This window comes from Gordonia phosphorivorans, assembly GCF_042432625.1.
GTDB classification, from domain to species: Bacteria; Actinomycetota; Actinomycetes; order Mycobacteriales; family Mycobacteriaceae; genus Gordonia; species Gordonia phosphorivorans.
This window is the reverse complement of sequence record NZ_JBHLWV010000027.1, coordinates 103,394-127,501: the sequence shown is the minus strand read 5'-3', so window position 1 is coordinate 127,501 and position 24,108 is coordinate 103,394. Positions and strand designations below refer to the sequence as shown.

At 69.3% G+C, this 24,108-nt stretch carries 21 protein-coding genes and 1 tRNA gene; 14 read left to right on the top strand and 8 right to left on the bottom strand.

What is annotated here, in order from left to right; all coding sequences use genetic code 11:
- Positions 1–50 precede the first annotated feature (50 nt).
- On the top strand, positions 51–626 hold the full coding sequence (locus ACFFJD_RS14945; protein WP_382365550.1) for a LemA family protein: 576 nt from the start codon (positions 51–53) through the stop codon (positions 624–626).
- A gap of 40 nt (positions 627–666) precedes the next feature.
- On the opposite strand, the gene ACFFJD_RS14940 is transcribed toward ACFFJD_RS14945, so the two are convergent.
- Positions 667–918 (bottom strand): hypothetical protein, encoded by a 252-nt coding sequence (locus tag ACFFJD_RS14940; protein ID WP_382365548.1) that lies wholly within the window; start codon positions 916–918, stop codon positions 667–669.
- Positions 919–978: 60 nt separating this feature from the next.
- On the opposite strand from ACFFJD_RS14940, the gene ACFFJD_RS14935 reads away from it, so the two are divergent.
- The gene (locus tag ACFFJD_RS14935) at positions 979–1,365 is read left to right on the top strand and encodes a YccF domain-containing protein (RefSeq protein ID WP_382365546.1); all 387 of its coding nucleotides are present in this window, start codon (positions 979–981) and stop codon (positions 1,363–1,365) included.
- Between the two features lie 31 nt (positions 1,366–1,396).
- Here the strand turns inward: ACFFJD_RS14935 and ACFFJD_RS14930 are convergent, their stop codons facing one another.
- On the bottom strand, positions 1,397–1,900 hold the full coding sequence (locus ACFFJD_RS14930) for a Rho termination factor N-terminal domain-containing protein (RefSeq protein WP_382365544.1): 504 nt from the start codon (positions 1,898–1,900) through the stop codon (positions 1,397–1,399).
- 248 nt (positions 1,901–2,148) lie between these two features.
- Here ACFFJD_RS14930 and ACFFJD_RS14925 point away from each other — a divergent pair, with 248 nt between their 5' ends.
- From ACFFJD_RS14925 to gdhA, 3 genes are all read left to right on the top strand, one after another.
- The gene (locus ACFFJD_RS14925; RefSeq protein WP_382365542.1) at positions 2,149–3,762 is read left to right on the top strand and encodes a DUF6777 domain-containing protein; all 1,614 of its coding nucleotides are present in this window, start codon (positions 2,149–2,151) and stop codon (positions 3,760–3,762) included.
- A gap of 187 nt (positions 3,763–3,949) precedes the next feature.
- Entirely contained in the window at positions 3,950–4,513 is a 564-nt protein-coding gene (locus ACFFJD_RS14920) for a DUF2812 domain-containing protein (protein WP_382365540.1), read from the top strand.
- Positions 4,514–4,653: 140 nt separating this feature from the next.
- Positions 4,654–5,997, top strand: coding sequence for an NADP-specific glutamate dehydrogenase (gene gdhA / locus ACFFJD_RS14915; protein WP_382365538.1), 1,344 nt, complete (start codon positions 4,654–4,656; stop codon positions 5,995–5,997).
- Positions 5,998–6,070: 73 nt separating this feature from the next.
- On the opposite strand, the gene ACFFJD_RS14910 is transcribed toward gdhA, so the two are convergent.
- The 4 genes from ACFFJD_RS14910 to ACFFJD_RS14895 form a co-directional block, all read right to left on the bottom strand.
- Entirely contained in the window at positions 6,071–6,904 is an 834-nt protein-coding gene (locus tag ACFFJD_RS14910; RefSeq protein ID WP_382365536.1) for an acyl-CoA thioesterase, read from the bottom strand.
- Positions 6,901–8,094, bottom strand: a complete 1,194-nt coding sequence (locus tag ACFFJD_RS14905) for a thiolase family protein (protein ID WP_382365534.1) — start codon at positions 8,092–8,094, stop codon at positions 6,901–6,903. The genes ACFFJD_RS14910 and ACFFJD_RS14905 overlap by 4 nt, the downstream gene beginning before the upstream one ends.
- 133 nt (positions 8,095–8,227) lie before the next feature.
- Positions 8,228–8,989 carry a hypothetical protein gene (locus ACFFJD_RS14900; protein ID WP_382365532.1) on the bottom strand — a complete coding sequence of 254 codons (762 nt, stop codon included), beginning with the start codon at positions 8,987–8,989 and terminating at the stop codon, positions 8,228–8,230.
- A 146-nt stretch (positions 8,990–9,135) separates the two neighbouring features.
- A complete protein-coding gene (locus ACFFJD_RS14895; protein ID WP_382365530.1) occupies positions 9,136–9,945 on the bottom strand; it encodes a thioesterase family protein in 810 nt (269 codons plus the stop codon).
- A 323-nt stretch (positions 9,946–10,268) separates the two neighbouring features.
- Between ACFFJD_RS14895 and ACFFJD_RS14890 the strand changes: the two genes are divergently transcribed.
- Positions 10,269–11,462, top strand: coding sequence for a PE-PPE domain-containing protein (locus ACFFJD_RS14890; protein ID WP_382365528.1), 1,194 nt, complete (start codon positions 10,269–10,271; stop codon positions 11,460–11,462).
- Between the two features lie 171 nt (positions 11,463–11,633).
- Complete coding sequence (locus ACFFJD_RS14885; RefSeq protein ID WP_382365526.1) at positions 11,634–12,659, top strand: cutinase family protein; 1,026 nt, start codon at positions 11,634–11,636, stop codon at positions 12,657–12,659.
- Here ACFFJD_RS14885 and ACFFJD_RS14880 read toward each other — a convergent pair.
- Together ACFFJD_RS14880 and ACFFJD_RS14875 are read right to left on the bottom strand one after the other, a co-directional pair.
- Positions 12,656–13,897, bottom strand: a complete 1,242-nt coding sequence (locus ACFFJD_RS14880; RefSeq protein ID WP_382365524.1) for a GNAT family N-acetyltransferase — start codon at positions 13,895–13,897, stop codon at positions 12,656–12,658. The two genes, ACFFJD_RS14885 and ACFFJD_RS14880, sit on opposite strands and share 4 nt — an antisense overlap.
- A 222-nt stretch (positions 13,898–14,119) precedes the next feature.
- Positions 14,120–14,202 (bottom strand) — tRNA-Leu (locus ACFFJD_RS14875).
- A gap of 257 nt (positions 14,203–14,459) precedes the next feature.
- Here ACFFJD_RS14875 and ACFFJD_RS14870 point away from each other — a divergent pair.
- The 7 genes from ACFFJD_RS14870 (at position 14,460) to pknB (ending at position 24,086) form a co-directional block, all read left to right on the top strand.
- Positions 14,460–15,884, top strand: coding sequence for an FHA domain-containing protein (locus ACFFJD_RS14870; protein WP_382365522.1), 1,425 nt, complete (start codon positions 14,460–14,462; stop codon positions 15,882–15,884).
- Between the two features lie 122 nt (positions 15,885–16,006).
- Positions 16,007–16,465, top strand: a complete 459-nt coding sequence (locus ACFFJD_RS14865; protein WP_382365520.1) for an FHA domain-containing protein FhaB/FipA — start codon at positions 16,007–16,009, stop codon at positions 16,463–16,465.
- Entirely contained in the window at positions 16,462–17,943 is a 1,482-nt protein-coding gene (locus ACFFJD_RS14860) for a PP2C family protein-serine/threonine phosphatase (protein ID WP_382365518.1), read from the top strand. Before ACFFJD_RS14865 ends, ACFFJD_RS14860 begins: the two co-directional genes overlap by 4 nt.
- A gap of 4 nt (positions 17,944–17,947) precedes the next feature.
- Entirely contained in the window at positions 17,948–19,369 is a 1,422-nt protein-coding gene (locus ACFFJD_RS14855) for an FtsW/RodA/SpoVE family cell cycle protein (protein ID WP_382365516.1), read from the top strand.
- Positions 19,366–20,853 (top strand): peptidoglycan D,D-transpeptidase FtsI family protein, encoded by a 1,488-nt coding sequence (locus tag ACFFJD_RS14850; RefSeq protein WP_382365514.1) that lies wholly within the window; start codon positions 19,366–19,368, stop codon positions 20,851–20,853. Before ACFFJD_RS14855 ends, ACFFJD_RS14850 begins: the two co-directional genes overlap by 4 nt.
- Entirely contained in the window at positions 20,853–22,175 is a 1,323-nt protein-coding gene (locus ACFFJD_RS14845; protein ID WP_382365512.1) for a protein kinase domain-containing protein, read from the top strand. The genes ACFFJD_RS14850 and ACFFJD_RS14845 overlap by 1 nt, the downstream gene beginning before the upstream one ends.
- Positions 22,176–24,086, top strand: coding sequence for a Stk1 family PASTA domain-containing Ser/Thr kinase (gene pknB, locus ACFFJD_RS14840; RefSeq protein ID WP_382365510.1), 1,911 nt, complete (start codon positions 22,176–22,178; stop codon positions 24,084–24,086).
- The last annotated feature ends 22 nt before the right edge of the window (positions 24,087–24,108 follow it).

The following is a 24,108-nucleotide window of genomic DNA, read 5'->3' as shown; positions in this document are numbered from 1 at the left end:
ACGAACCACCCGCATACTGACAGTTCATCCCCTATCGAAAGAGGATTGCCATGACCACCGTGCTCATCATCGTGCTCGTCGTCGTGATCGCCCTGTTCATCATCGCCGCCTTGATCGGGATCGTGGGCTTCAACAAGCTCCGCAAGGCCGACATCGCGTGCGAAGAGGCGATGGGCGGCATCGACGTCCAGCTGACCCGGCGCGCCGACCTGATCCCCAACCTGGTGAACACGGTCAAGGGTTACGCCGCTCACGAGGCGGGCGTCCTGGAAGCGGTCACCGCGGCACGCGCCAATGTGCAGCACGCGGCGCAGGGTTCCAGCGTCGCGGAGAAGGCAGCCTCCGACGCACAGTTGGGCGGCGCCCTGGGCCGACTGTTCGCCGTGGCCGAGAACTACCCGCAACTGCAGGCCGCGCCGAACTTCCGCGCCCTGCAGACCGAGCTCGCCGACACCGAGAACAAGCTGTCCTTCGCTCGGCAGTACTACAACGACGCCGTCTCGCGCCTGAATCAGGCCGTGAAGACCCTGCCGTGGATGTTCTTCGCCCCGATGTCGGGCGTGAAGGCCCGCGAGTTCTACCAGGCGCCCGCCGGGCACACCCAGGCCCCGACGGTCCAGTTCTAGCGGCGACCCAGCACTCCCCGACTCGGGGAGCTCCTCCGGCTCAGGGCTCCCAGCGCTCGCTGCCGGAGGGGTAGCGCACGCGCAGGACGCTGTAGAGGTAGGTGGTGACCAGCCAGATCAGGGCGGCGCCGAGGGCCCACCACAGCCAGCCGTTGAGCAGGGTATGGCGCACCGCGGCGACCAACCACAGCAGAGCCAGCATCACGGTGGCGATCGTGGCGAGGAAGCGGGCGATCAGGACGATGGTCGTGATCGTCGACCACAGCGCCTCGCGGGTCACCTGGGAACTCATTTCTTCACCCTAACCGGCCGACCCTGGGCACTCGCGGCACGTGCGGCGCACAATGGATGGATGAAGACGATCCTGAACATTCTGTGGTTGGTCCTGTGCGGGTTCTGGATGGCGATCGGCTACGTGGTCGCCGGGATCATCTGCTGCATTCTGATCGTCACCATTCCGTTCGGCATCGCATCCTTCCGAATCGCGAACTACGCGCTCTGGCCGTTCGGGCGCACCGTGGTGCGCGACCCGTCCTCCGGGGCGCCGTCGACGATCGGCAACATCATCTGGCTGATCTTCGCCGGTATCTGGCTCGCGCTCGGCCACATCGCCACCGGTATCGCCCTGTGCATCACGATCATCGGCATCCCGCTGGGCATCGCCAGCTTCAAGATGGTGCCGGTCTCCCTGCTCCCGTTGGGGGCGCAGATCGTGCCGGCTGACGATTTCCGCCGCTGACTCCCAGCCGGCGACCGTCGGCCGATGATCCTCAGCCGAGTGCGGCGATGAGTTCGGCCTTCTTCATGCTCGAATAGCCCGTGATGCCCTTGGCCTTGGCTTCCGCGCGCAGTTCGGCGACGGTCTTGCCGGCGGCGGGCTTGGCGGCGGCAGGCTTGGCAGCGGCGGGCTTGGCAGCGGCCTTCTTCTCGATGGCCTTCTTCTCGTCGGCCTTGGCGATCGCGGGCTTGGCCGGTGCGCCGGTGAGCGCCGCGGCCGGGGCGGCCTTCGCCGGGGCCTCCTTCTTCGGGGCCTCCTTCTTCGGGGCCTGCTTCTTGGCGGCCGGCTTCTTCGGAGCTTCCTTCTCAGCCGCGGCGGGCTTGGCAGCAGCGGGCTTGGCCTTCTTCGGCTCCGGCGCGGGGGGAGCCGCGACCGGTTCGGTGCGTCGTGCGCCGCTACCGACCACGGGGAGCGCGTCGCGCAAGGCCATGACTTCCTCGGTGAGTCGACGGATCTGTTCCTCGAGCCGCTTGATCATCTTCTTCGGTGCACTCATGTCTGCCCCTCTCCGGCATGCGAAGTGTCGTGGTCGTCGTTCGACCTGCCCCATTGTGACCCGCTTCGCCCCGTTTATGCCGTAACGACCCCGGGTCGCGCGATTATCCGGCGGCACGGTGATTCGGCGTCCACCAAAGGGACGAATCTCCCGATCGGGTGTTACTTCTGCCCGCGACCCCGCGATATGACGAATACGCAGCCGATCATCGATCGACGGTGCGTCGGCCATCCGCGAGGAGACATGTCATGACTTATCCCCCCACCGGCGGTCCCGGGCCCGGCTTCGGGCCGGGAGATCCGCACACCGCCGCCACGATCGCCCTGGCCGGCGCCCAGCAACGCAGTCGCCGACGCCTCACCATCATTCTCTCCGCGTTGGTGGTGATCCTCGGACTGGTCCTGGTGTTCGCGGCCAACCAGGTCATCTTCAACAAGACCGGCAAGGCGCTGATCCCGGCGCTGACCCTGCGCTCGGCCGATGATCCCGGTCCCGATCCGTTCACCGCCTCGGTGGCCTTGGTGAACAAGACCCAACCGATCCAGCCCCGGGTGGAGACCGCGCAGAACAACGGGGTCCGTGCGGTCAACGGCACCGCTGCCGGCCTGTACGCCACCACCGGGACCGCCTCGTGCGATGCGGCCTCGCTCGGCAATCAACTCGCCGCGAACCCGGCCGCCGCCCGCGCCTGGGCCGGGGTCCAGGGCATTCACACCAGCGACATCCCGTGGTACCTGAACTCGCTGACACCCGTGGTGCTGACCGCGGACACCTGGGTCACCAACTACTCCTTCCGCAGCGGCAGCGCCTCCGCCTACCAGGCCGTACTGCAGTCGGGCACCCCGGTGTTCGTCGACGCCGCCGGCGTCCCCCGCGCCGTCTGCGCGTGCGGCAACCCGTTGCGTCCCCCGGCCAACGCCCCGATCGGTGGCTACCGGGTCACCGGCAGCCCGTGGACCAACTACACGGTGAACAACACCTACCGGGTGACCTACAACAACACCTACGTCACCAACAACACGATCGTGAACCAGCCGGCACCCGCCCCGGCCGCAGCGCCCGTCCTGCAACTCATCGACGCGCGCACCCAGACCCTCATCGACCAGGCCGTCGGCGACATCCTGGAACTGCCGGCGGAGCGGCCCGCCGATCTGCCGAACTTCGTCGCGAACGCCTTCGAGGCGAACGCCGCGCCTAGCTTCGGCTCGGACGACGAGGCGCAGGAGCAGGGACTCGTCGCAGCCGGATCCACCGAGGCCGACCAGGCCGTCGCGCAGCGCGCCACCGAGAACGGCGGCCAGCCCGCCACCGACCAGCCGTCCACCGACGGCACCGTGCCGGGCGAGCAGCAGAATCCCCCTGCCGACGGCAGCCCGCAGAGCCCCGGAGCCCCAGGGGGCACCGAAACCCCGCAGAACACCGAGGTTCCGTCGGAGACCGGCGCGCCGGCACCGGCACCGACGCAGTTCCGCGGCACCGGCGACGCCATCGGCACGCTCGTGTACCGAGATGCCGACGGCACGACGGTCACGTGCACCCTCCCGCCGACCTTCGAGTCGAGCACGGTCGCGGCCACCAACAGCGACTGCACGCTGACCTTCCACCGCGAGGATCTGCTGGAACCGGCGGTCACCCCGCTCGTCGACGCCGACACCCACCGCGTCTGGCGGATCACGCCGATCGGGCACACCACGGCCATCGAGGTGCTCGAAGCACAGTGGCAGACGCTGACCTCCGCCACGTCGACGACGGAGGCCCCCACCACGGAAGCTCCCACTACGGAGGCTCCCACCACGGAGGCCCCCGCGACCTCCCAGGCCCCGGCCACCACGGAGCCCTCCGCGGCGGTGCCATCCTCCTGATCCGGCAGCCCGCCTGATCCGCTAGTCCGCGTCCGTCGGCCCCGCCCGTCCCGGCGGGGCCGACGGCATCGCGCCGTACCCCCTGGTGAGACGTTGATTACCTTTCGTCTCAGCTGCCTTGCGTTCGTCGGGGATTCGCTCGCACAGTGGAGAAAAGGATCGGTCGTCTCGGATCAGGAGGTCCCCCATGACAACGACGGCTTGGCTGGCGCCCGTGCGCCACCTCTCTCCCGACTCGTTCGAGCGCTACCTGGAGCGGCAGGCCGCACGCGGACGTCACCTGCACGACGTCGACCTGTGGAGCCCGGTGCGGCTCCGCTTCGACGAGGGCGAGCAGGCCCAGGTCCGCTACGTCGTCGACCGCCGGGCCAATCCGGCGCCCTCGGACTACTTCACCTTCCGCGAGGACGACGGCTGGGAGCACGTCGGCGCCGTCGGCGCGCTGCACGTCTGGCGGATGGAGTACGTCGGCAATCGGCCCGCAGGCTTCATCAACGACGAGGTGTACCAGAGCGCGCATCGGTGGAGCCTGCGCCTGGGCGTCCTGGCGGCCGTCGCGCTGCTCGGCGCGGTACTGCTGGGGATCGTCGCGGGCGTCGACCCCACCACCAGCGCCTCCCCGCGCGACTTCTGGGCGCCCGCGATCGCGTTCGCCGTGGTGGGTGTGATCGCGGCGATCGTGTCCGCTCAGTTGAGCCGCGGTAAGCGCCCCGCAGCAGCCGATCGCTTCCCCGAACTGGTGCATCACTGATCCTCGGCGGCCACCCCGACCCCCGCCGGAGCGGGGTCCGATTGTCGCTGACGGGCTGCGCGCCGATAGAGTTCAAGCGGAAATACCCGGCTGGCGCCGGGTGACGACGGCTGCGTTGCCGCAGCGAAGGAGTTGTAATCGTGAGCGAATTGGGTGGTCCCCTCGAGGATGTTTTCGACGTTGTGATCCGTCGGAACCCGGGTGAGCCGGAGTTCCATCAGGCAGTTCGGGAAGTGTTCGAGTCCCTGAGCCCGGTGATCGACCGGCATCCGGAGTACCTCGACGTGCTGACCCGCATGTGCGAGCCGGAACGTCAGATCATCTTCCGCGTGCCGTGGACCGACGATTCGGGCAAGGTGCAGATCAACCGCGGCTTCCGCGTCGAGTTCAACTCGGCGCTGGGCCCCTACAAGGGCGGCCTGCGGTTCCACCCCTCGGTGAACCTCTCCATCGTGAAGTTCCTCGGCTTCGAGCAGATCTTCAAGAACGCGCTCACCGGGCTGCCCATCGGCGGCGGCAAGGGCGGCTCCGACTTCGATCCCAAGGGTCGCAGCGACCTGGAGATCATGCGCTTCTGCCAGTCGTTCATGACCGAGCTGTACCGCCACATCGGTGAGTACACCGACGTGCCGGCCGGCGACATCGGCGTGGGCGGTCGCGAGATCGGCTACCTGTTCGGCCAGTACAAGCGCATCACCAACCGCTACGAGTCCGGCGTCCTGACCGGCAAGGGCCTCACCTGGGGCGGATCCCAGGTCCGTCCGGAAGCCACCGGCTACGGCGCCGTGTTCTTCGCCTCCGACATGATGAAGGCCAAGGGCCAGGACTTCGAGGGCAAGAAGGTCCTCGTGTCCGGTTCGGGCAACGTCGCCACCTACGCGATCGAGAAGATCCACCAGCTCGGCGGCACCGTGATCGCCTGCTCGGACTCCTCGGGCTACGTGGTCGACGAGAAGGGCCTGGACCTGGAGCTGCTCAAGGAGGTCAAGCAGGTTCGCCGCGGCCGCCTGAGCGAGTACGTCGAGCTGCGCGGCAACGGCGCGACGATGGGCGACAAGAGCAGCCTCTGGCACGTGCCCGCCGACGTGGCCCTGCCGTGCGCCACCCAGAACGAGCTCGACGCCGACGACGCGGCCGCACTGGTCCGCAACGGCTGCCTCGTGGTGGCCGAGGGTGCCAACATGCCGACCACCCCGGACGCCATCAAGGTGCTGCAGGCCGCGGGCGTCAGCTTCGCGCCGGGCAAGGCCGCCAACGCCGGCGGCGTGGCCACCAGCGCGCTGGAGATGCAGCAGAACGCCTCGCGTGACTCCTGGAGCTTCAACCACACCGAGGATCGCCTGCGCAAGATCATGGGCGCGCTGCACGACAACTGCCTGACCACCGCCGACAAGTACCAGGCGCCGGGCAACTACATCGTCGGCGCCAACGTCGCCGGCTTCGTCCAGGTGGCCGACGCCATGCTGGCCCTGGGCGTCATCTGATCGACGACCCCCGAATCGCACAACGCCCCGCCGGGTTTCTCGGCGGGGCGTTGTCGTCGGCGCGTACACCGGTTCAGGCCTGCGCGAAAAGCCCTTCCTGGGTGAAGGACCCGACGCAGCGGCCGTCGCGGGTGAAGACATCCCCGACCACCAGCCCGCGCCCGGCCGCCGACGTCGGCGACCGCTGCGCGTACAGCAGCCACTCGTCGGCGCGAGCGGCGCGATGGAACCACATCGCGTGGTCCAGCGACACCGCACCCCAGGGCCGATCACCGAGGTGTTCGCCGCCGATCGGGACGTCGTGCGCGGCGAGTCCGGCGGCCAACGCGGTGATGTCGGCCATCAGCAGGATCAGCGCCGCATGCACCTCGGGCCGGTCGCCGGCATCGCCCGCGGCGCGCAGCCACACCATGGTGGTGCCGTCCGGCGGATCGGGCACCACCCGCAGCTCGGCGATGTCCATGGTGGACCAGATCTCGGTGAGTCCGCCCCAGGGTTCGGCCCACGCGGCCAGCGTCGGGCATTCCTCGGGCGGCGCGACGACGGGCATCGGCGCCTGATGGGCGCAGCCGTCGCCGGGGACCGACGCCGCGACCAGCGCGGTGGCGAGCACCCGATCGCCCTGCAGTGCGTTCACCGACCGGTTGGACATCCGTCGGCCGTCCCGGGTGCGCGTCACCGCGTACTCCACCGGCGCGTCGCTGTCGCCCGGCGCCAGGAAGTAGGCGTGCAGCGAATGGGGTGCGGCCGGGGCCGGTACCGTGCGGGCCGCCGCGATCAGCATCTGAGCCAGCAGCTGGCCGCCGAAGAGTCGGCGTGCCCCCAGGTCGATGTTCGGCGCGGTGAACCGGTCGTCGTCGACCGGCGTCAGGTCCAGCGCCGCGAGCGCGCCGGTGAAGGCGCTCATACCCGCCGCACCACCACGGCGGCGCCGAGTCCGAGGCCCCCGGGGATCGCCAGCAGCGCGAACTCGCCGTCCACCCGGGCGAGCTGATCGAGCGCACTGACCAGCAGCGAACCGCCGCTGGCACCCAGCGGATGGCCGACGGCCACCGAGCCGCCGTTCGGATTCACGCGCGCCGGATCGAGGCCCAGCTCGCGGGTCAGCAGCAGCGGGGACACCGAGAACGACTCGTTGGCTTCGATCACGTCGAGGTCGGCGGCACTGATACCCGCGCGGTCGAGCGCCTCGCGGGCCGCCTGCACACCGGCGGTGAGCCGGGGCGAGCGCACCGCGGTCTGGGTGGCGGCCACGATCTCACCGACGGGCGCGCTGCCCAGCGCCGATCCCGCGGCCGCCGAGCCCAGGACCGCGGCCGACGCGCCGTCGCACAGCTGCGGGGCCGTGCCGACGGTGTGCAGGCCGCCCTCCGGACGCAGCGAGTCCGGCAGCTGCCGCGCGACCAGGTCCCACGACGGGTCTTCGCCGAACAGCGTGGCCAGGGCCGCGAAGCCGGCGGCGTCGGCGTCCGGGCGGGCGCCCTCGTCGCGATCGAGGAGCACCGTCTCACCGTCGGTGATCGGGATGATCGACGCCGACGCGGGCGCGGCTGCGGCGCGCTGGTGCGAGCGCACGGCGTAGGCGTCCAGCTCCTCGCGCGTGAAGCCTGCGTCGGCGGCGGTCAGGTCCGCGGCCACCCCGATCGTGACGTAGCCGGTCGCATCCTGCAGTGCGCCCTCGAAGGCGAAGGCCGGCTTGTCGAAGAGCATCGGCACCCGCGACATCGACTCCACACCACCGGCCAGCACCACGTCGTTCATGCCGGAGGCCACCTTGGCCGCGGCCGTGCCGATGGCGTCCAGACCCGAGCAGCACAGGCGCGAGACCACGCCGCCGGGCACCGTGTCGGGCCACTGGGCCCACAGGGCGGCGGCGCGGGCGATGTCGCCGCCCTGCTCGCCCGCGGCCGTACTGGTGCCGATCACCATGTCCTGAACGAGCGCCGGATCCAACCCGCGCGTGTGCAGCGCGCGCAGCAGCGTCGCCAACAGCTCATAGGCCGGCACGTCGGAGAGCGTTCCACCTGCGCGTTTCACCCGCCCCTTCGGCGTGCGGACGGCGTCGTAGACAAAGACCTCCGAGGCGAACTGGGACACAGCGACTCCTTCGACAAGACACTTTAATTAACAGTGTGACTGTCGCTACTGTAGTGGACGCCGGTGACCGGCCGAACGAGTGCGGCACCGCCTCCCGAAGGTGGCGGTGCCGCAACAGGGTCGAGTGTCGGCGTCAGTCGGTGCCCTCCACCGCCCGGTTCACCGCGGCGATGAACGTCTTGTCGAACGCGGCGGAGTCGATCGTCGAGCCGGGCGCGGCCATGTACTGAACGGACACCTGGTAGCCGTTGACCTCGGCATATCCCATGCGGGCGAGCGAGTTCACCGTGGTGCCGGAGACGTTCATGGTGGTCTTCTGCTCCACCACCATGGTCTGATCGGCCTTCGTCTTGGGCGCCTTCAGCACCTTCTGATCCACCGTGGCCGTGGTTCCGGCGGTCTGACCCTCGGTGAATTTCATCTTCAGGTTGGCGCACTTGCCGGACACCGACTTGCGCTGGTCGGCCATGCTGACCTGGGCGGGCGCGACCGACGTGCTCAGACTGGCACTGCCCTTCATCGCCACCGCCAGACCGATGGAGCTCACGTCGATCGAATCGGGCAGCAGCGTCAGCTGCGCGCACGAGGCCGGCGTGACCTCCACGCCCTTCATGGCGTCCAGCAGCTGGTCGGTTGTCGCTTCCAGCTGGCCGGCCGGGATCTCCTGGACCACGTAGCCCGCGGGGAACTGATCGGCCGGGAGCACGAGCTTCTTCGCGTCGTCGAGACCGTCCTTCGCCGCCGTCGTCGACACCGCCCCGCTGGTGTCGGAGCCGGAGGCGTCGGCCGAACTCGAGTCGTCACTGCCGCACCCGGCCAGCGCGAGCGTCGCACCCGCCGCAACCAGCAGACCCCCCACTCGTCGACCCAGATTCTTTCTCACACGCACCGTCATCGCGGCACCCCTCTTCCGTGGACCAGTAGTTTCGCGGCCGCACGATGCGCCGCCTGTATTTGGACTCCGTTAGATTATGGACGCCGTCCGATCCGGATCGGGGAGTTCGCCCGATTCTGCGCCGTCGGCCGCCCTCGTGCGAACCGCTACTGCGGGTCCTTGAAGTACACCAGCTGATGGGTGGTGGCCAGCAGGATCGCGTCCGCGCCGCGCCCGGACCAGATCTCGCCGTTCTGGTCGTAGTGCCCGTTGCCGAAGCGGACCCCGCGAGCGGTCGCCAGCACGTGAGCGCTGCCCTGGGCCGCCAGTTCCTCGGGCGTGGCGTGGAAGTAGGTGGTCAGCGTGATCGTCCCGGCAGGCATGTAGGTGCCGTGCCGCAGGAAGATCCGCGGGTAGAAGGTGTCGGCGATCGAGGCCAGCGCCGGGTAGTCCAACGGGCGCTCGGGCTGATCCCGCAGCCACAGCGTCGACGTCGAGTCCTCGCTCGCCCCGTCGGCCAGGCCGCCGACGACGAATCGCTTGTCATAGTTGCGGGCCCACGCGATGAAATCCGGGAAGTCCTGGACGGCCACGTCCTCGACGGGCGGAACGGTCGGCGGCTGCGCCTCGGTGCTGCTCCAGGTGGGGCGGTGCAGGCCGAACACCGCGGTACCGGTGGAGACCGTGGCGCCGTTCTGCACGATGCGCAGGATCCAGTGCTGATTGGTGCGATTGGTGCGCACGATCTCGGTCTGCAGGTCCCAGTCGCCGTCGGCGATGGGGGCGACGTAGTTCAGCGTGAGCGCGAGCGGTTCGCCCAGCACCTCCGGGTGCCGCTGCAGCGCATTGACCACGGTCGCCGCCGTGACACCGCCGAACGGGCCGACCATGTTGGCGTAGGCGGTGTGGGTCGTGGCGTGAAAAACGCCGTCTGGGCCGGCGGTGACCTGGATGGCTTCATCGAGTACATGGCTCATGCACGCCGACCCTACCAACGGGTAGGCACAGGGCCCGGACCGCCGCCCATCCGCCATCCGGGGCGCGACGACATGGATTTGAGTCGGATCCGTGCCGACCTTCGCCCGAGCAAGGGTAAATCACGGCAAGTCGGCCAAACCGGTCGCGGCATGGGGTATTTAAATAGCAGAGCGATCCGGCTGTGGGCCGGATCGCATTACCCAGAGATTGTACGGCACCACACAGAAGCGCGGGTCAGCAGCTGTGCGCCATCACACCTGATCTCGTCCACATCCGTGGAGCGGTCCCGCCGCTGCGCGCACGTCTGAAGAGAGTACGTCCGATGTCTACTGGTACCGGCCCCGGGCATTTCCATGCCCGCCGACGATCCGCGGGGCTCCTCGTTCTGACCCTGCCGATGCTGATCCTGGCCGCCCTGGCGCTACCGGTCGGCGAGGCGCGGGCGGTCGGCGCCTGCCCGTCGTCCCAGGAATTCGCCGTCGGCGGCGTGGGCGACACCAAGAGTCGGTTCGTCCCCGGGGCCTCCGGCGCCACCCGGATCGGCTACGCCGCGTCGCTGGCGCCGGTGGGCCACACGGCGGGCGATGTATCGGTGGCACGCGGCGAAGCAGCGCTGAACCGGGCCGCGCGCACGTTCCGTGCGCGGTGCCCGGAAAGCGCCATCCACGTCACCGGCTACAGCATGGGCGCGCTGGTCGCCGGCAATGTCCGCGACAGCTGGAACCACGATCCCCTGATGCGGCGGAACAGTTCGTTCACCCTGATCGCCGATCCGCGCGCCGATGACGGCGCCATGTCGCGGCTCCCGTCGATCATCCCGGGCTTCACGCACACCGGACAGCGCCCGTTCAGCACCATCCCCACCAGTTCGGTGTGCCGGATCGGCAACGACTTCATCTGCTACGTGGGCGATCCCACGCGGAATCCGCTGCCGCTGATGACCGGCCTCCTCGGCTACCTCGCCGGCGAACACACCTACCGCAGCAACGAGATCCCGGACAGCCCGGGCGATCACATCGTCGAGGGCGCCGCCCTCGGTGCCACCGGACTCCTGCTGGCGGTGTTGCTGCCGCAGCTGCCGATTCTCGGACTGCTGGCCTCTCTGCCCGCACCCGAAGAGGTGGAGCCGCTGCTCGACGTCACGCAGGATCTGGCGCGGGCCGTAGCCCCGGAGCTGGTGCCGCCGGCCGAGCTGTCCCTGGTCGAGTACACCCCCACCCCGCTGCGGGACTACGTGCCCCCGCCCCTGGCGCATGTCGTGCCCGACGCGATCGGTGACGTCGTGCTGCCGGCGCTCCCCGCCACGCTGACCGACGTCGTGGAACTGGCGCTGGAACTGCCGGGCGCCGTGACGTCGGAGTCGGGCGCGGGTGCGCCGCTGCTCTCGGCCGCCGCGGCCATCCTCGATCTGGTCCGTCCCGAGGGGTCCGGCCCGGAGACGCCGTACGCCCGCGTGGAGTCCGTCGACGCCGGCGGCCCGGCCGGGAACGCTCTGGGTGTGACCAGCGGCACGTAGGGTCTGACGGTGTTCATTGTCAGTTAACACTGCGGCGGTTCTTTGTCGCATTTGAGCCGATATCTCTATAGACAGCGGCGCATCGTCTGACCGGATGAGCTTGCCCGCCAAGGGAATTCACAACGTCGTGAGCTCCCGCCCCCGGCCCGCTGTCCGCAGGAGATCACGCTCATGTCCCGATGCCTCACCCCCGTCCCGTCCGACGACCGTCGCCGCCCGCGCTGGGTCGCCGTCCTCGCGCTGTCGTTCCTGGCGCCCACCCTCACCGCGACGGTGGCGCTGGCCGCGGGTGCCGCGCAGGCGGGCGGGGCCTGCCCGGACACCCAGGAGTACGCGGTGGGGGGTGTGGGCGATACGCACGGCCGGCACGTGCCGGGCGCCTCCGGGGCCACCGGCATCGTCTACCCGGCCTCGCTGGCCCCCGTGGGCCTCACCCCGGGCGATGTGTCCGCCGAGCGCGGCGAGGACGCCCTCGACGCGAAGGCACGGGCCTTCCGCGCCCGCTGCCCGGAGAGCGCCATCCACGTCACCGGCTACAGCTTCGGCGCCCTCGTCGCCGGGAATGTCCGCGACGAGTGGAACCGCGACCCGGCCATGCGACGCAACACCTCGTTCACCCTGGTCGCCGATCCGCGCGCCGATCAGGGGGCCATGGCCCAGTTGCCGTCGGTGATTCCCGGCTTCACGCACACCGGGCCGCGGCCGGCCAGTGCCATCCCGACCAGCTCCGTCTGCCGCGCCGCCGCCGACTTCGTCTGCTACGTCGGCAACCCGCTGAGCAATCCGCTCCCGCTGATCAACGGCCTGCTCGGCTATGCGGCCGGCGACCACGGCTACCGTGCGAGCGAGGTGACCGACCAGCCCGGCGAGCACACCGTCGCCGGGCCCACGCGGATCCCCGCGCCCGGCGAGGTGACCGTGGAACCTCATTCCGCGCTGGTGACGATTGAGATCGTGGTGAAGGTGTCCGGGCTGCCGGACCCGGCCCAGGTGGAGCCGGTCCTCGAGTTCGCCCAGGACGTGGTGCAGACGGTCGCCCCCGGGATCGCACCCCCGGCCGAGCTGTCGCTCACGCGCTACATCCCCACCCCGCTGCGCGACTACGTCCCGCCGGTGGTGGCGCCGATGGTGCCGGATGAGATCGGCGACGTGGTGCTGCCACCGCTGCCGACGCCCCGCACGCGCGAGCACGCCTAGAAGAACACCCCGGCGTACGGTTCCCGGTCGACGGCGAAGAGCCGGTCGAGCCGGGCCACCGCGTCCGGCTCGGCGGCCTGGACACGGCCCGCCGCGACCAGCCGCCACCAGCGCGTGCCGCCGAGATAGGTCGCGGCGAGATCGGACACCGACACGGTGACCTGCGCCGGCGTCCCCGCGGCGGCACGGACCGCGCCGTCGGCACCGATGCGGTACACGCCGTCGTTCTGCGGCAGCAGGGCGTCGTGCACGGCCAGGTGGACCGGGGCCGCCTCACCGTAGGTGCGGGCGCCCAGCGCCGCCGGCACATCGGTCAGGCGCAGCCACGACTCGTCGCGCACCGGGCCCAGCGTCACCGCCCGCTCGTCGGTGAACAGCAGCGGGAGCGGGTCGTCGAGCGCGAGCGTGCCGATCGAGACGGTGTCGACCAAGTCCAACTCCAGCAGGTGCCGCCACAGGCCTTGGTGCGCGGCGGGATTCAGGGCGACCAGCTCGGTCACCTCGATGGTCTTGTTCTCACTGGTGAACCATCCGGCGGTGTCCAGCGGGCGGTAGGTCACGTAACCGTCGTCGACGCCCTCGGTGCTGTGCACCGCCAGGTAGCTGGGTCCGGTGTGTTCGGCCGACCGCAGTTCCCACTTGCGCCACCACACGTCAGCCCGCGAGACCGCTCCGTTCTGGGCGGCGCGGGCCGCGATCGGCGCGAGCACCGCGACCCCGTCGGTGTCGGCGAGCCGAACACTGCCGCCGGGGGCACCGGGAGCGGCGAACCGCACCTTCCGCCGATCGATCCGCGCCGACCGCACATGACTGGCGATGCCGTATCCGAAGCGGCCGTAGATGCCGCCCTCGCTGGCGCGCAGCGTGGCCACCGGTTCACCCGCAGCCGCGGCATCGGTGAGCTGCTTCCGCATGAGCGCGGTGACCACTCCGCGTCGACGATGGGTGGGCAGCACGCCGACCTGACTGACCGCGGCGTGCGGCAGCCGAGCGCCGCCGGGCACGGTGAGATGCGTGGCGAACGAGTTGGCACTGCCGACGATGCGCGCGCCGTCGTATGCGGCCAGAAAGCGCCCGGGCTCGGTCACCTCGACCGGATCGAACGGCCCGAACTCCAAGCCCGCCATCGCGCGCTTGAACACCGTGTAGGCCTCGCGCACCAGCTCCGGCTCGGTGACCACCGCCACCGGAACCTCCACCCGCGCCGACCCCACCCGATCTCCACCTTGCTCCACCATCGCCTCTTCCTTCCTCCTAATACCCCCAGTCTGGATATCGCCAGTCTGGCGTGTCGCGACCCATCCTTCGTGTCGACGGGCTGCAGCCAAGGCGACATGTGGCACGGGTCGCGACATCGGGAGCGAGGGTGCGGGGTGGGCACGCGTCACCGCCCACGACGGACCCGGAAAACGAAAGAGCCGCGACATCGAATCTCTTCGATGTCGCGGCTCTTCGCAACGTGGGCGAAGGGGGACTTGAACCCCCACGTCCCTAAGGACACTGGCACCTGAAGCCAGCGCGTCTGCCATTCCGCCACTCGCCCGTGGCTGTCGCCCGTTCGGCATTGCCTTGCTGACGACTTGACCGAGATTACACGGCGAAGCGCGTCAGGGAAAATCGGCATCACCATCCGGCTCTGACCAGCAGCGATGCGAACGGCCGCGGACCGATCGAGCGATACGGAAGTGACGAGCGGTGCAGATGAAGGGTCGCCGAGGGCGCGTTGGCGCTTGCTCCCGGTAGCATTGATCCACAACGCGAGCACGTAGGCACGCCAACGAACACCTGGAAGGAGTACCCGTGGGTCTTCTCGACCGTATCGAGCGCAAACTCGAATCCGCCGTGGACGGCGGCTTCGCCCGGGTCTTCGGCGGCCAGGTGGCACCGCAGGAGATCGAGAACAGCCTGCAGCGCGAAGCGGAAGCCTCCGCCGAAGACCTCGGCGACGGCGCATCGCTGGTGGCCAACAGCTATGCGGTCACGTTGAGCGCCTCCGATCTGGAACACGTCGGGGACGAGTACGAACTGAACCGGAAGATCTTTTCTCGCCATCTCGAGGACTTCATCCGTGACAATGGATGGCAGACCTACGGCCCCGTCGTCGTAGAGTTCGATCAAGTGGACGCACTGCATACCGGGCAGTTCCGCACGCGAGGGGTCATCGATCCCGATGTGCGGCCCCGCCCGGTGCCGACCCGGCCTGAACCGCCCCGACCATCCGAAAGCCCGATCCAAGGAGCTCCCGCAATGACCAACCCACCCGGCAACGACGGCCAGCACCCGGGCTACGGCCAGCAGGGCGGCTACGACCAGCAGCAGTACGACCAGCAGGGTCAGGGTTACGGACAGCAGCCCCAGTACGACCAGGGCTACGGACAGCAGGGTTACGACCAGTACGGCCAGCCCCAGCAGGGCTACGGCCAGCAGGGCGGCTACGAGCAGGGCTACGCGCAGCAGCCCGGTTACGACCAGCCGCAGTACGACCAGCAGGGCCAGGGCTACGCCGCCCAGCCGCAGTACGGTCAGCAGCCCGGGTACGACCAGCCGCAGCAGGGCTACGACCAGGGTTACGGACAGCAGCAGGCATACGGTCAGCCGCAGCAGGGGTACGACCAGGGCTACGCACACCAGCCCGGCTACGACCAGCAGGGCTACTCGCAGCAACCGCAGCAGGGCTACGACCAGCAGGGTTACGCCGCCCAGCCCCAGTACGACCAGCAGCAGGGCTACGACCAGGGCTACGCGCAGCCGGCCGCCGACCCCGCCTACGGCCAGCAGCAGGGCTACGACCAGCAGGCCTACGCCCAGCCCCAGTACGACCAGCAGCCGCAGTACGATCAGCAGCCCGGCTACGACCAGTACGGTCAGCCCGCGTACGAGCAGACCGCCTACGCCCAGCCCGGCTACGGCCAGCCCGCCGCCGGCGGTGCGCAGGCGCCGGCCACCATCACGCTGATCCTCGAGGACGGCAGCAACCGCACCTACGCCCTGCGTCCGGGCTCCAACGTGATCGGCCGCGGACAGGACGCGCAGTTCCGCCTGCCCGACACCGGCGTCTCCCGTCGCCACGTCGAGATCCGCTGGGACGGACAGAACGCGATGCTGAAGGATCTGAACTCCACCAACGGCACCACCGTCAACGGCCACCCGGTCAGCGACTGGAATCTCGCCGACAACGACCAGATCCGTCTGGGCCATTCCGACATCACGGTCCGCTTCCAGTAACCAGCAGCCCATAGAATGCGGTCGGGGCCTTCGAACGCCCCGACCGCGCACTGCATCGAAGCGTTGATGCATGCCGTCCGCACCCGCCGACGGCACAGATTTCACGGGAGGTGAAACGCGAAATGCAGGGAATCGTCCTTCAATTCACCCGTTTCGGGTTCCTGATCCTGTTGTGGCTCTTCATCTACGCGATCATCCGCTCGATGCGCAACGACCTGTCGGCGGCCGCCGGTACACGTCGGCCCATCGGCGGCGGCTTCCGCGACCGACGACGCGCCGCGGGACGCGGCAGTGCCCGCCACCTGGTGGTCACCGCCGGCGCGCTGGCCAACACCCGCATCACCCTGGGCGACCAGCCGGTGCTGATCGGCCGGGCCGACGACTCCACCCTGGTGCTGTCCGACGACTACGCCTCCGAACGCCACGCACGACTGTCCAAGCGCGGTGACGACTGGTACGTCGAAGACCTGGGTTCCACCAACGGCACCTTCCTCGACCGCGGCAAGGTCACCACCGCCGTGCGAGCTCCCCTGAACACGCCTATCCGGATCGGCAAGACTGTGATCGAGTTGCGCTCGTGACCCTCGTCCTGCGCTACATCGCGCGAAGCGACCGCGGCCTGGTCCGGTCCAACAACGAAGACTCGGTGTACGCCGGTGCGCGCCTGCTGGCGCTCGCCGACGGCATGGGCGGTCACGCGGCCGGCGAGGTCGCCAGCCAGCTGGTGATCCAGGCCCTGCGCACCCTCGACAACGACGAACCCGGGCGCAACCTGCTGGAAGCGCTCGACGCGGCCACCCGCCACGGCAACGAGGCGATCGCCGCCCAGGTGGCGCGCAACCCCGAACTCGACGGCATGGGCACCACGCTCACCGCCATCCTGTTCGCCGGCACCAAGATCGGCCTGTGCCACGTCGGCGACTCCCGCGGCTACCTGCTGCGCGAGGGCGTCCTCACCCAGATCACCCGCGACGACACCTTTGTGCAGAGCCTCGTCGACGAGGGCCGGATCACCCCCGAGCAGGCGCACACGCACCCGCAGCGGTCGCTGATCATGAAGGCCCTCACCGGCCAAGAGGTGGAACCGACCCTCACCATGCGCGAGGCCCGCGCCGGTGACCGCTACCTGCTGTGCAGCGACGGCCTGTCCGACGTGGTCAGCGAGGAGACCCTCGCCGAGACCCTGTCGTCGGTCACCGATCACGCCGCCTGCGCCGACCGGCTGATCGAGCTCGCGCTGCGCAGCGGCGCCCCGGACAACGTGACCGTGGTGGTGGCCGACGTCGTCGACAACGAGTTCGGCGAGTCCCGCCCGATCCTCGGCGGCGCCGCCGGTGGCGACGATCAGGACGGCTACGTGCCCGACCCGTCGACCGCCGCCGGACGGGCCGCCGCGCTGCGGCCCCCGGCCGCACCCACCCAGCGTCCGACCATCAACGACGAGCCGCCCGCCGCGCATCGACCCCGCCCGTGGCGGCCGGTGCTGCTGGTGATCGGCGCGCTGCTGATCGTGGGCGCGCTGATCACCGCCTTCTTCGTGGTCCGCGCCCAGGCCATGGCGCACTACTTCGTCACCGCCGACGGCTCGTCGGTGGTGATTCATCGCGGCACCCCGGGCGGTGTCCTGTTCCTCGACTTCAACGAGCCCGCCGAGAAGGTGTGCGTCACCAACCTCGACCAGGACAAGCCCGACGTCACGTTCGCCCCGGTCGATCAGGCCGAGTCGTGCGATCCGATGCGCATCGCCGACCTGACCGGCGTCGGCCAGACCACCGTCGAGACGATCAGCATCAAGAACCTGTCGAAGACCGAGATCCACGACTCGGTGCGCGAGCTCGAGTTCCTGCCGCTGTGCGTGACCCAGGCACCGGCCCCCGACCCCACCGACACCTCCCCGGAGCCCACCGCACCCAAGTCCAGCGCACCCCAGTCCAGCGGACCCCAAACCGGCGCACCCCAGTCCGGCGAGACCAAGCCCGGCCAGAGCGGCACGACGCAAACGCCGTCGGCCGACCCGTCCGTCGATGTCGACGGTCGAAAGACCTGCCGGGAGCCCTGATCCGATGACCGACTCCCCCGTTCCGCACGCGTCCGCCGCGGCACCCGCCGACCGCAGCCGCACCACCGAGCTGGTGCTGCTGGTCTGTGCGCTGGTGCTGGTGACGGTCGCGCTGCTGATCGTGGAGGTCGCGCAGGCGCAGGAGGTCTCCTGGGATCTCGCGAAGTACATGGGTGCCTACGCCGCACTGTTCGGCGTCGCCCATCTGGTGATCCGCCGCTTCGCTCCGTACGCCGACCCCGCCCTGCTGCCCGCGGTGGCGGCCCTGAACGGCATGGGTCTGGTGATGATCCACCGGCTCGATCTGGGGACCGCTCGCACCGACGAGCTGATGAACGCCACCGAGCGCACCTACAACGCCGACCAGCAGCTGCTGTGGGCGGCGATCGGTATCCTCGCGTTCGCCGCCACCCTGATCCTGCTGCGCGATCACCGCACGCTGGCGCGCTACGCGTACACCCTGGGTGCGGCCGGTCTGATCTTCCTGGCGCTGCCGGCGATCCTGCCCGCGTCGATGTCGGAGATCAACGGCTCCAAGATCTGGATCCGCACCCCGCTGTTCAACATTCAGCCCGGTGAGTTCTCCAAGATCCTGATCATCATCTTCACGGCGGCCTTCCTGGTGTCCCGGCGCGACCTGTTCACCAACGCGGGCCGGCAGTTCCTCGGGATCGACTTCCCGCGCGCCCGCGACATGGGTCCGCTGCTGGCCGCCTGGATCATCACGCTCGGCGTGCTGGCCTTCGAGACCGACCTGGGCACGTCGCTGCTGATCTTCGCGACCGTGCTGACCATGCTCTACATCGCCACCGAACGGGTCAGCTGGCTCATGCTCGGCGTCGGCCTGTTCGCCGTCGGCGCGGTGGTGGCCTACCAGCTGTTCGAGCACCTGCAGATCCGCGTCAAGGTGTGGCAGGACCCGTTCGCGCTGTACTACGACGCCGGCTATCAGGTGGCCGAGAGCCTCTTCGGGTTGGCCACCGGCGGCCTGTTCGGCACCGGTCTGGGTTCCGGGCGCCCCAACATCGTGCCCTTCGCCAACACCGACTTCATCCTGAGTTCGTTCGGTGAGGAGCTGGGCCTCGTCGGCCTCAGCGCGCTGTTCATGCTCTATTTCATCTTCGTGATGCGCGGCCTGCGGACGGCGATCGCCGTGCGCGACAGCTTCGGCAAACTGCTGGCCGCCGGCTTGTCGATGACCATCGTGGTGCAGCTGTTCGTCGTCTTCGGCGGCGTCTCCAAGCTGATCCCGCTGACCGGCCTCACCTCGCCGTTCCTGTCGTACGGCGGCTCGTCGCTGCTGGCCAACTACATTCTGTTGGCATTGCTCATCCGGATCTCCAACGCGGCACGCGAACCCGACGTGCCCAAGCCGCGACCCAAGGCACCCGTGAACGCCATGCCCACCCAGGTGGTGCGCAAGTGAATCGACCCATCCAGCGCGTCTCGATCGCGGTGATCGTCATCATCGTGCTCCTGCTCGGCAACGCCACCTACATCCAGGTGTTCCGGGCCGATGCCCTGCGCAACGATCCCCGCAACGCCCGAGTGCTGTTCGACGAGTACTCGCGCCAGCGCGGCATGATCGTGGCCGCCGACGGCACCGTGCTCGCACGCTCGGTGCCCAGCGGCAATCGGTTCAAGTATCAGCGGGAGTACCCGACCAACCCGAACGCGTTCGCCCCGGTCACCGGCTTCTACTCGCTGCGCTACGGCGCCGACCGCGGTTTGGAGTCGGCCGAAGGGCCGTTCCTCAGCGGCAGCGACGATCGCCTGTTCACCCAGCGTTTCGCGGACATGTTCTCCGGCCGCGACCCGCGCGGCGGCAACGTGGTGACCACCATCGACCCGCGCCTGCAGACGACGGCCTTCGAGGCCCTGCGCAACGGTCAGTGCGACGGGGTGTGCCGCGGCGCCGTCGTCGCGCTCGATCCGTCCACCGGCAAGATCCTGGCGATGGTCTCCACCCCCAGCTACGACCCGAACTCGCTGGCCACGCAGGATTCGGCCGCCGCCGAACGCAGCTGGGTGGAGCTGACCCGCGATGACGTGCCCTCGCGGATGACCAACCGCGCGATCGACGAGCTCTATCCGCCGGGCTCCACCTTCAAGGTGGTGACCACCGCGACGGCGCTCGCCGCGGGCCTGTCGCCGACGATGCGCCTGACCGCCGCGGCGACGTTCCCGTTGCCCGACTCGTCGGCGTCGCTGCCCAACAACAACGCCGAACGGTGCCCGGACTCCACCGGCGGCACCGTGAGCCTCACCCAGGCCTTCGAGTACTCGTGCAATACGGCATTCGCGCAGCTGGTCACCGAGAAGCTGCCCGGCAATCCGTTCGACGCCTTCACCGGCACCGCCAAGAAGTTCGGGGTCGGCGAGAACCCGCCGGGAATCCCGATGCACGTCGCCAAGTCGACCGTCGGCGATCTCGACGACGACAAGGCCGCCCTCGCGCAGTCGTCCATCGGTGAGCGCAGCGTCCGGGTCACCGCGCTGCAGAACGCGGTGATCGCCGCGACCGTCGCCAACGGCGGGATCCGGATGCGCCCCTACCTGGTGGACAAGCTGCAGACCGCGGATCTGCGCACCGTGTCCACCACGACGCCATCGTCGGTGAATCGACCGATCAGCGCGGAGGAGGCCGATTCCCTCGCGGAGATGATGGTGCGATCAGAACAACAGACTTACCGTTCACAATCGGGGATCGCCTCGAAGACCGGTACCACCGATCCGAACAGAAGCGGAAGCGCGTACGCCTGGTACATCGCCTTCGCCCCGAGCTCGAACTCCCGGATCGCCGTCGCCGTAGTGGTGGAGAACGGAAATCAGGGAGCCGAATCCTATGGTGGCGTGATTGCCGCCCCGATTGGACGCGCAGTGTTGAATGCTTATACGGGAGGTAACTGATGAGCCTGCAGAACGGCACCATCATCGCCGACCGGTACCGATTGGTCCGACTGATCGCCACCGGCGGAATGGGCCAGGTGTGGGAAGCACTCGACACCCGGCTCGGTCGGCACGTGGCCGTCAAGGTCCTCAAGGCCGAGTACTCCAACGACCCGACCTTCCTGGCCCGGTTCCGCACCGAGGCGCAGACCACCGCCCGGCTCAACGATCCGGGCATCGCCAACGTCTTCGACTACGGCGAGACGCCCGACCGTAACGGCGGCGACCCGCTCGCCTACCTGGTGATGGAACTGGTTGACGGCGAACCGCTCAACTCGGTGATCAGCCGCATGGGCAGCCTGTCGCTGGCGCACACCCTGGACATGCTGGAGCAGACCGGCTGGGCGCTGCAGGCCGCGCACATTCAGGGGCTGGTGCACCGGGACGTGAAGCCGGGCAACATCCTGATCACCCCGACCGGTCAGGTCAAGATCACCGACTTCGGTATCGCCAAGGCGGTCGACGCCGCGCCGGTCACCCAGACCGGCATGGTGATGGGCACCGCCCAGTACATCTCGCCCGAGCAGGCCACCGGCGGCGAGGCCACCGCTGCCTCGGACGTCTACTCGCTCGGCGTGGTGGGTTACGAGGCGCTGACCGGGCAGCGCCCGTTCGTCGGCGACGGCCCGCTCACCGTCGCGATGAAGCACATCCAGGATCCGCCGCCGCCGCTGCCGGACTCGTTGCCGGCCCCGGTCCGCGAACTGATCGCGATCACGCTGGCCAAGGACCCGCAGCAGCGCTACGCCACCGGCGGCGAGTTCGCCGAAGCGGTGGCCGTGGTGCGCAACGGGCAACGGCCGCCGGTCCCGCGCGGCGGTGCCGCCGCGGGCAACCGACCGCAGACGCGCGTGGCGACCGCCCCGGTCGCCGCACCGGCACCCACCCCCGCGGCCGCATCGGCGCCGCCTCCGCCGCCGATCATCGACGACAGCTGGAGCACCGGGCACAAGGTGCTGGCCGGTATCGCCGGTTTCCTGCTGCTGGCCGCGATCGCCCTGATCGGCTACTGGCTGTTCGATCCGTCGATGTCGTCGAACCGCGAGAACACCACGCCCTCGGTGTCCACCGAGATCCGCACCGTCGTCCCGGAGCGGCCCACCTCGACGCCGCGTAGCACCCCGCAGACCTCCGAATCGACCAGTTCGGAGACCACGGAGAGCAGCGAACCCAGCTCCAGCGAAGCGCCCGAGCCGGAGCCGGAGCCGACGACCAGTTCACCGTCGCCGGTGAATCCGATTCCCGATTGGATCCCGCAGATCCCCGGTCTGGGCGGTCGATAGATGGATCCGGACGAACTGCTCTCCGACCGCTACCAGCTCGGCGAGACGCTGGGCTTCGGCGGCATGTCCGAGGTCCAGTTCGCTCGTGATCTGCTGCTGCATCGCGATGTCGCCATCAAGATCCTGCGGCCCGACCTGGCCCGCGATCCGATGTTCTACCTGCGCTTCCGCCGGGAGGCGCAGAACGCGGCCAAGCTGAACCATCCGACGATCGTGCAGGTCTTCGACACCGGGGAGGCCGACACCCCCGAGGGCCCGCTGCCGTTCATTGTCATGGAGTACGTCGACGGCGAAACGCTGCGTGACGTGCTGCGCAGCAACGGGCCTATCGCCCCGCGCCAGGCGATGACCTGGATGGCCGACGTGGCCGCGGCCATGGACTTCTCCCATCGCGCCGGGATCGTGCATCGCGACATGAAGCCGGCCAACGTGATGATCGATCATCACGGCGCCGTGAAGGTGATGGACTTCGGTATCGCCCGCGCGATGGACGACACCTCGGCCACCATGACGCAGACCTCCGCGGTGATGGGCACGGCCCAGTACCTCTCGCCCGAGCAGGCCCGCGGCATCAAGGTGGACCCGCGCAGCGACATCTACTCGATGGGCTGCGTGCTGTTCGAGCTGATCACCGGTGAGCCTCCGTTCACTGGCGACTCGCCGATCGCCGTCGCCCACCAGCACGTCCACGAGGATCCGCGGCGCCCGTCGCAGGTGAACCCGGACATCGCGCCGGAGCTCGACTCGGTGGTCATGAAGGCCATGAGCAAGAATCCGGCCAACCGCTACCAGACGTCGGCCGATTTCCGGTCGGACCTGATCCGGGTGCTCGCCGGCGGCAAGCCGCTGGCACCGATGCTGCTCGACGAATCCGACGACGAGCTGCTGGAGACGCCCGGCCGGACCGTCGCCCCGGTCAGCGGCCGACGACGCGCCGACGGCCGGCATTCCCGCGCCACCGAGTACGACCCCGCGCTGCCCCTGCACCGACGCCGGGGCGCCAAGGCCGCGATCGCGGTGCTGCTGGTGCTCGTGCTGGGCATCGGCATGTTCGCGTGGTCACCGTGGAACAGTTCCGGAGAACAGATCGCGGTCCCGGGGGTCACCGGGCTGGCCGCCGACGCCGCCAAGGACAACCTCGAACAGGCCGGTTTCCGGGTGAAGACCCTGAAGGAAGCCAGCCTGGATGTGGAGGAGGGCAAGGCCACCCGCACCGCGCCCGCCAACTCCGTGCCCACCCGCAAGGGTTCGGAGGTGACGCTGTACATCTCGTCCGGGCCGGAACGCCGTGCGATTCCCGACCTGCGGCGCAAGAGCGTCAAGGATGCGACCGACACCCTGCACAAACTGGGCTTCACCGAGGTGAAGACCCAGGAGACCGATTCGTCGGCCGCGCTCAAGGACAAGGTGGTGCGCACCACGCCCGCCACCGGCAGCGAGGTGGCGGTGAACGCCACCGTCGTGGTCTTCGTCGGCACCGGCCCCAAGGAAGTGTCGGTCCCCGACCTGGTCGGTCAGACCGAAGCGCAGGCCCGCACCACGCTCGAGCAGATGGGACTGGAGATGGTCGCCGTCGCCGGCGACTCCGAGCGTCCCGCCGGACAGGTGGTCTCCAGCTCCCCGAACGCCGGCCAGACCATCAAGGTCGGCAGCGTGGTGCAGGTGACCATCTCCCGCGGCAACCAGTTCGTGGTTCCGGACCTGCGCGGCAAGACCCTCGAGCAGGCCAAGAGCGCCCTGACCGCGGCGGGGTGGAAGGACAGCACCCTGACCACGACGCAGCGGCCCGTCGGCCTGGGATCGGGTAACGACGGCAAGGTGATCGCGCAGACGCCGGCCGCCGGCACTCCGATGAAGAAGGACGAGGCCGTGTCCGTGGTGATCGGACGCTCCAGCCTGCTGCCGGGCTGATCCAGCCGGCGAGACCCGGGCT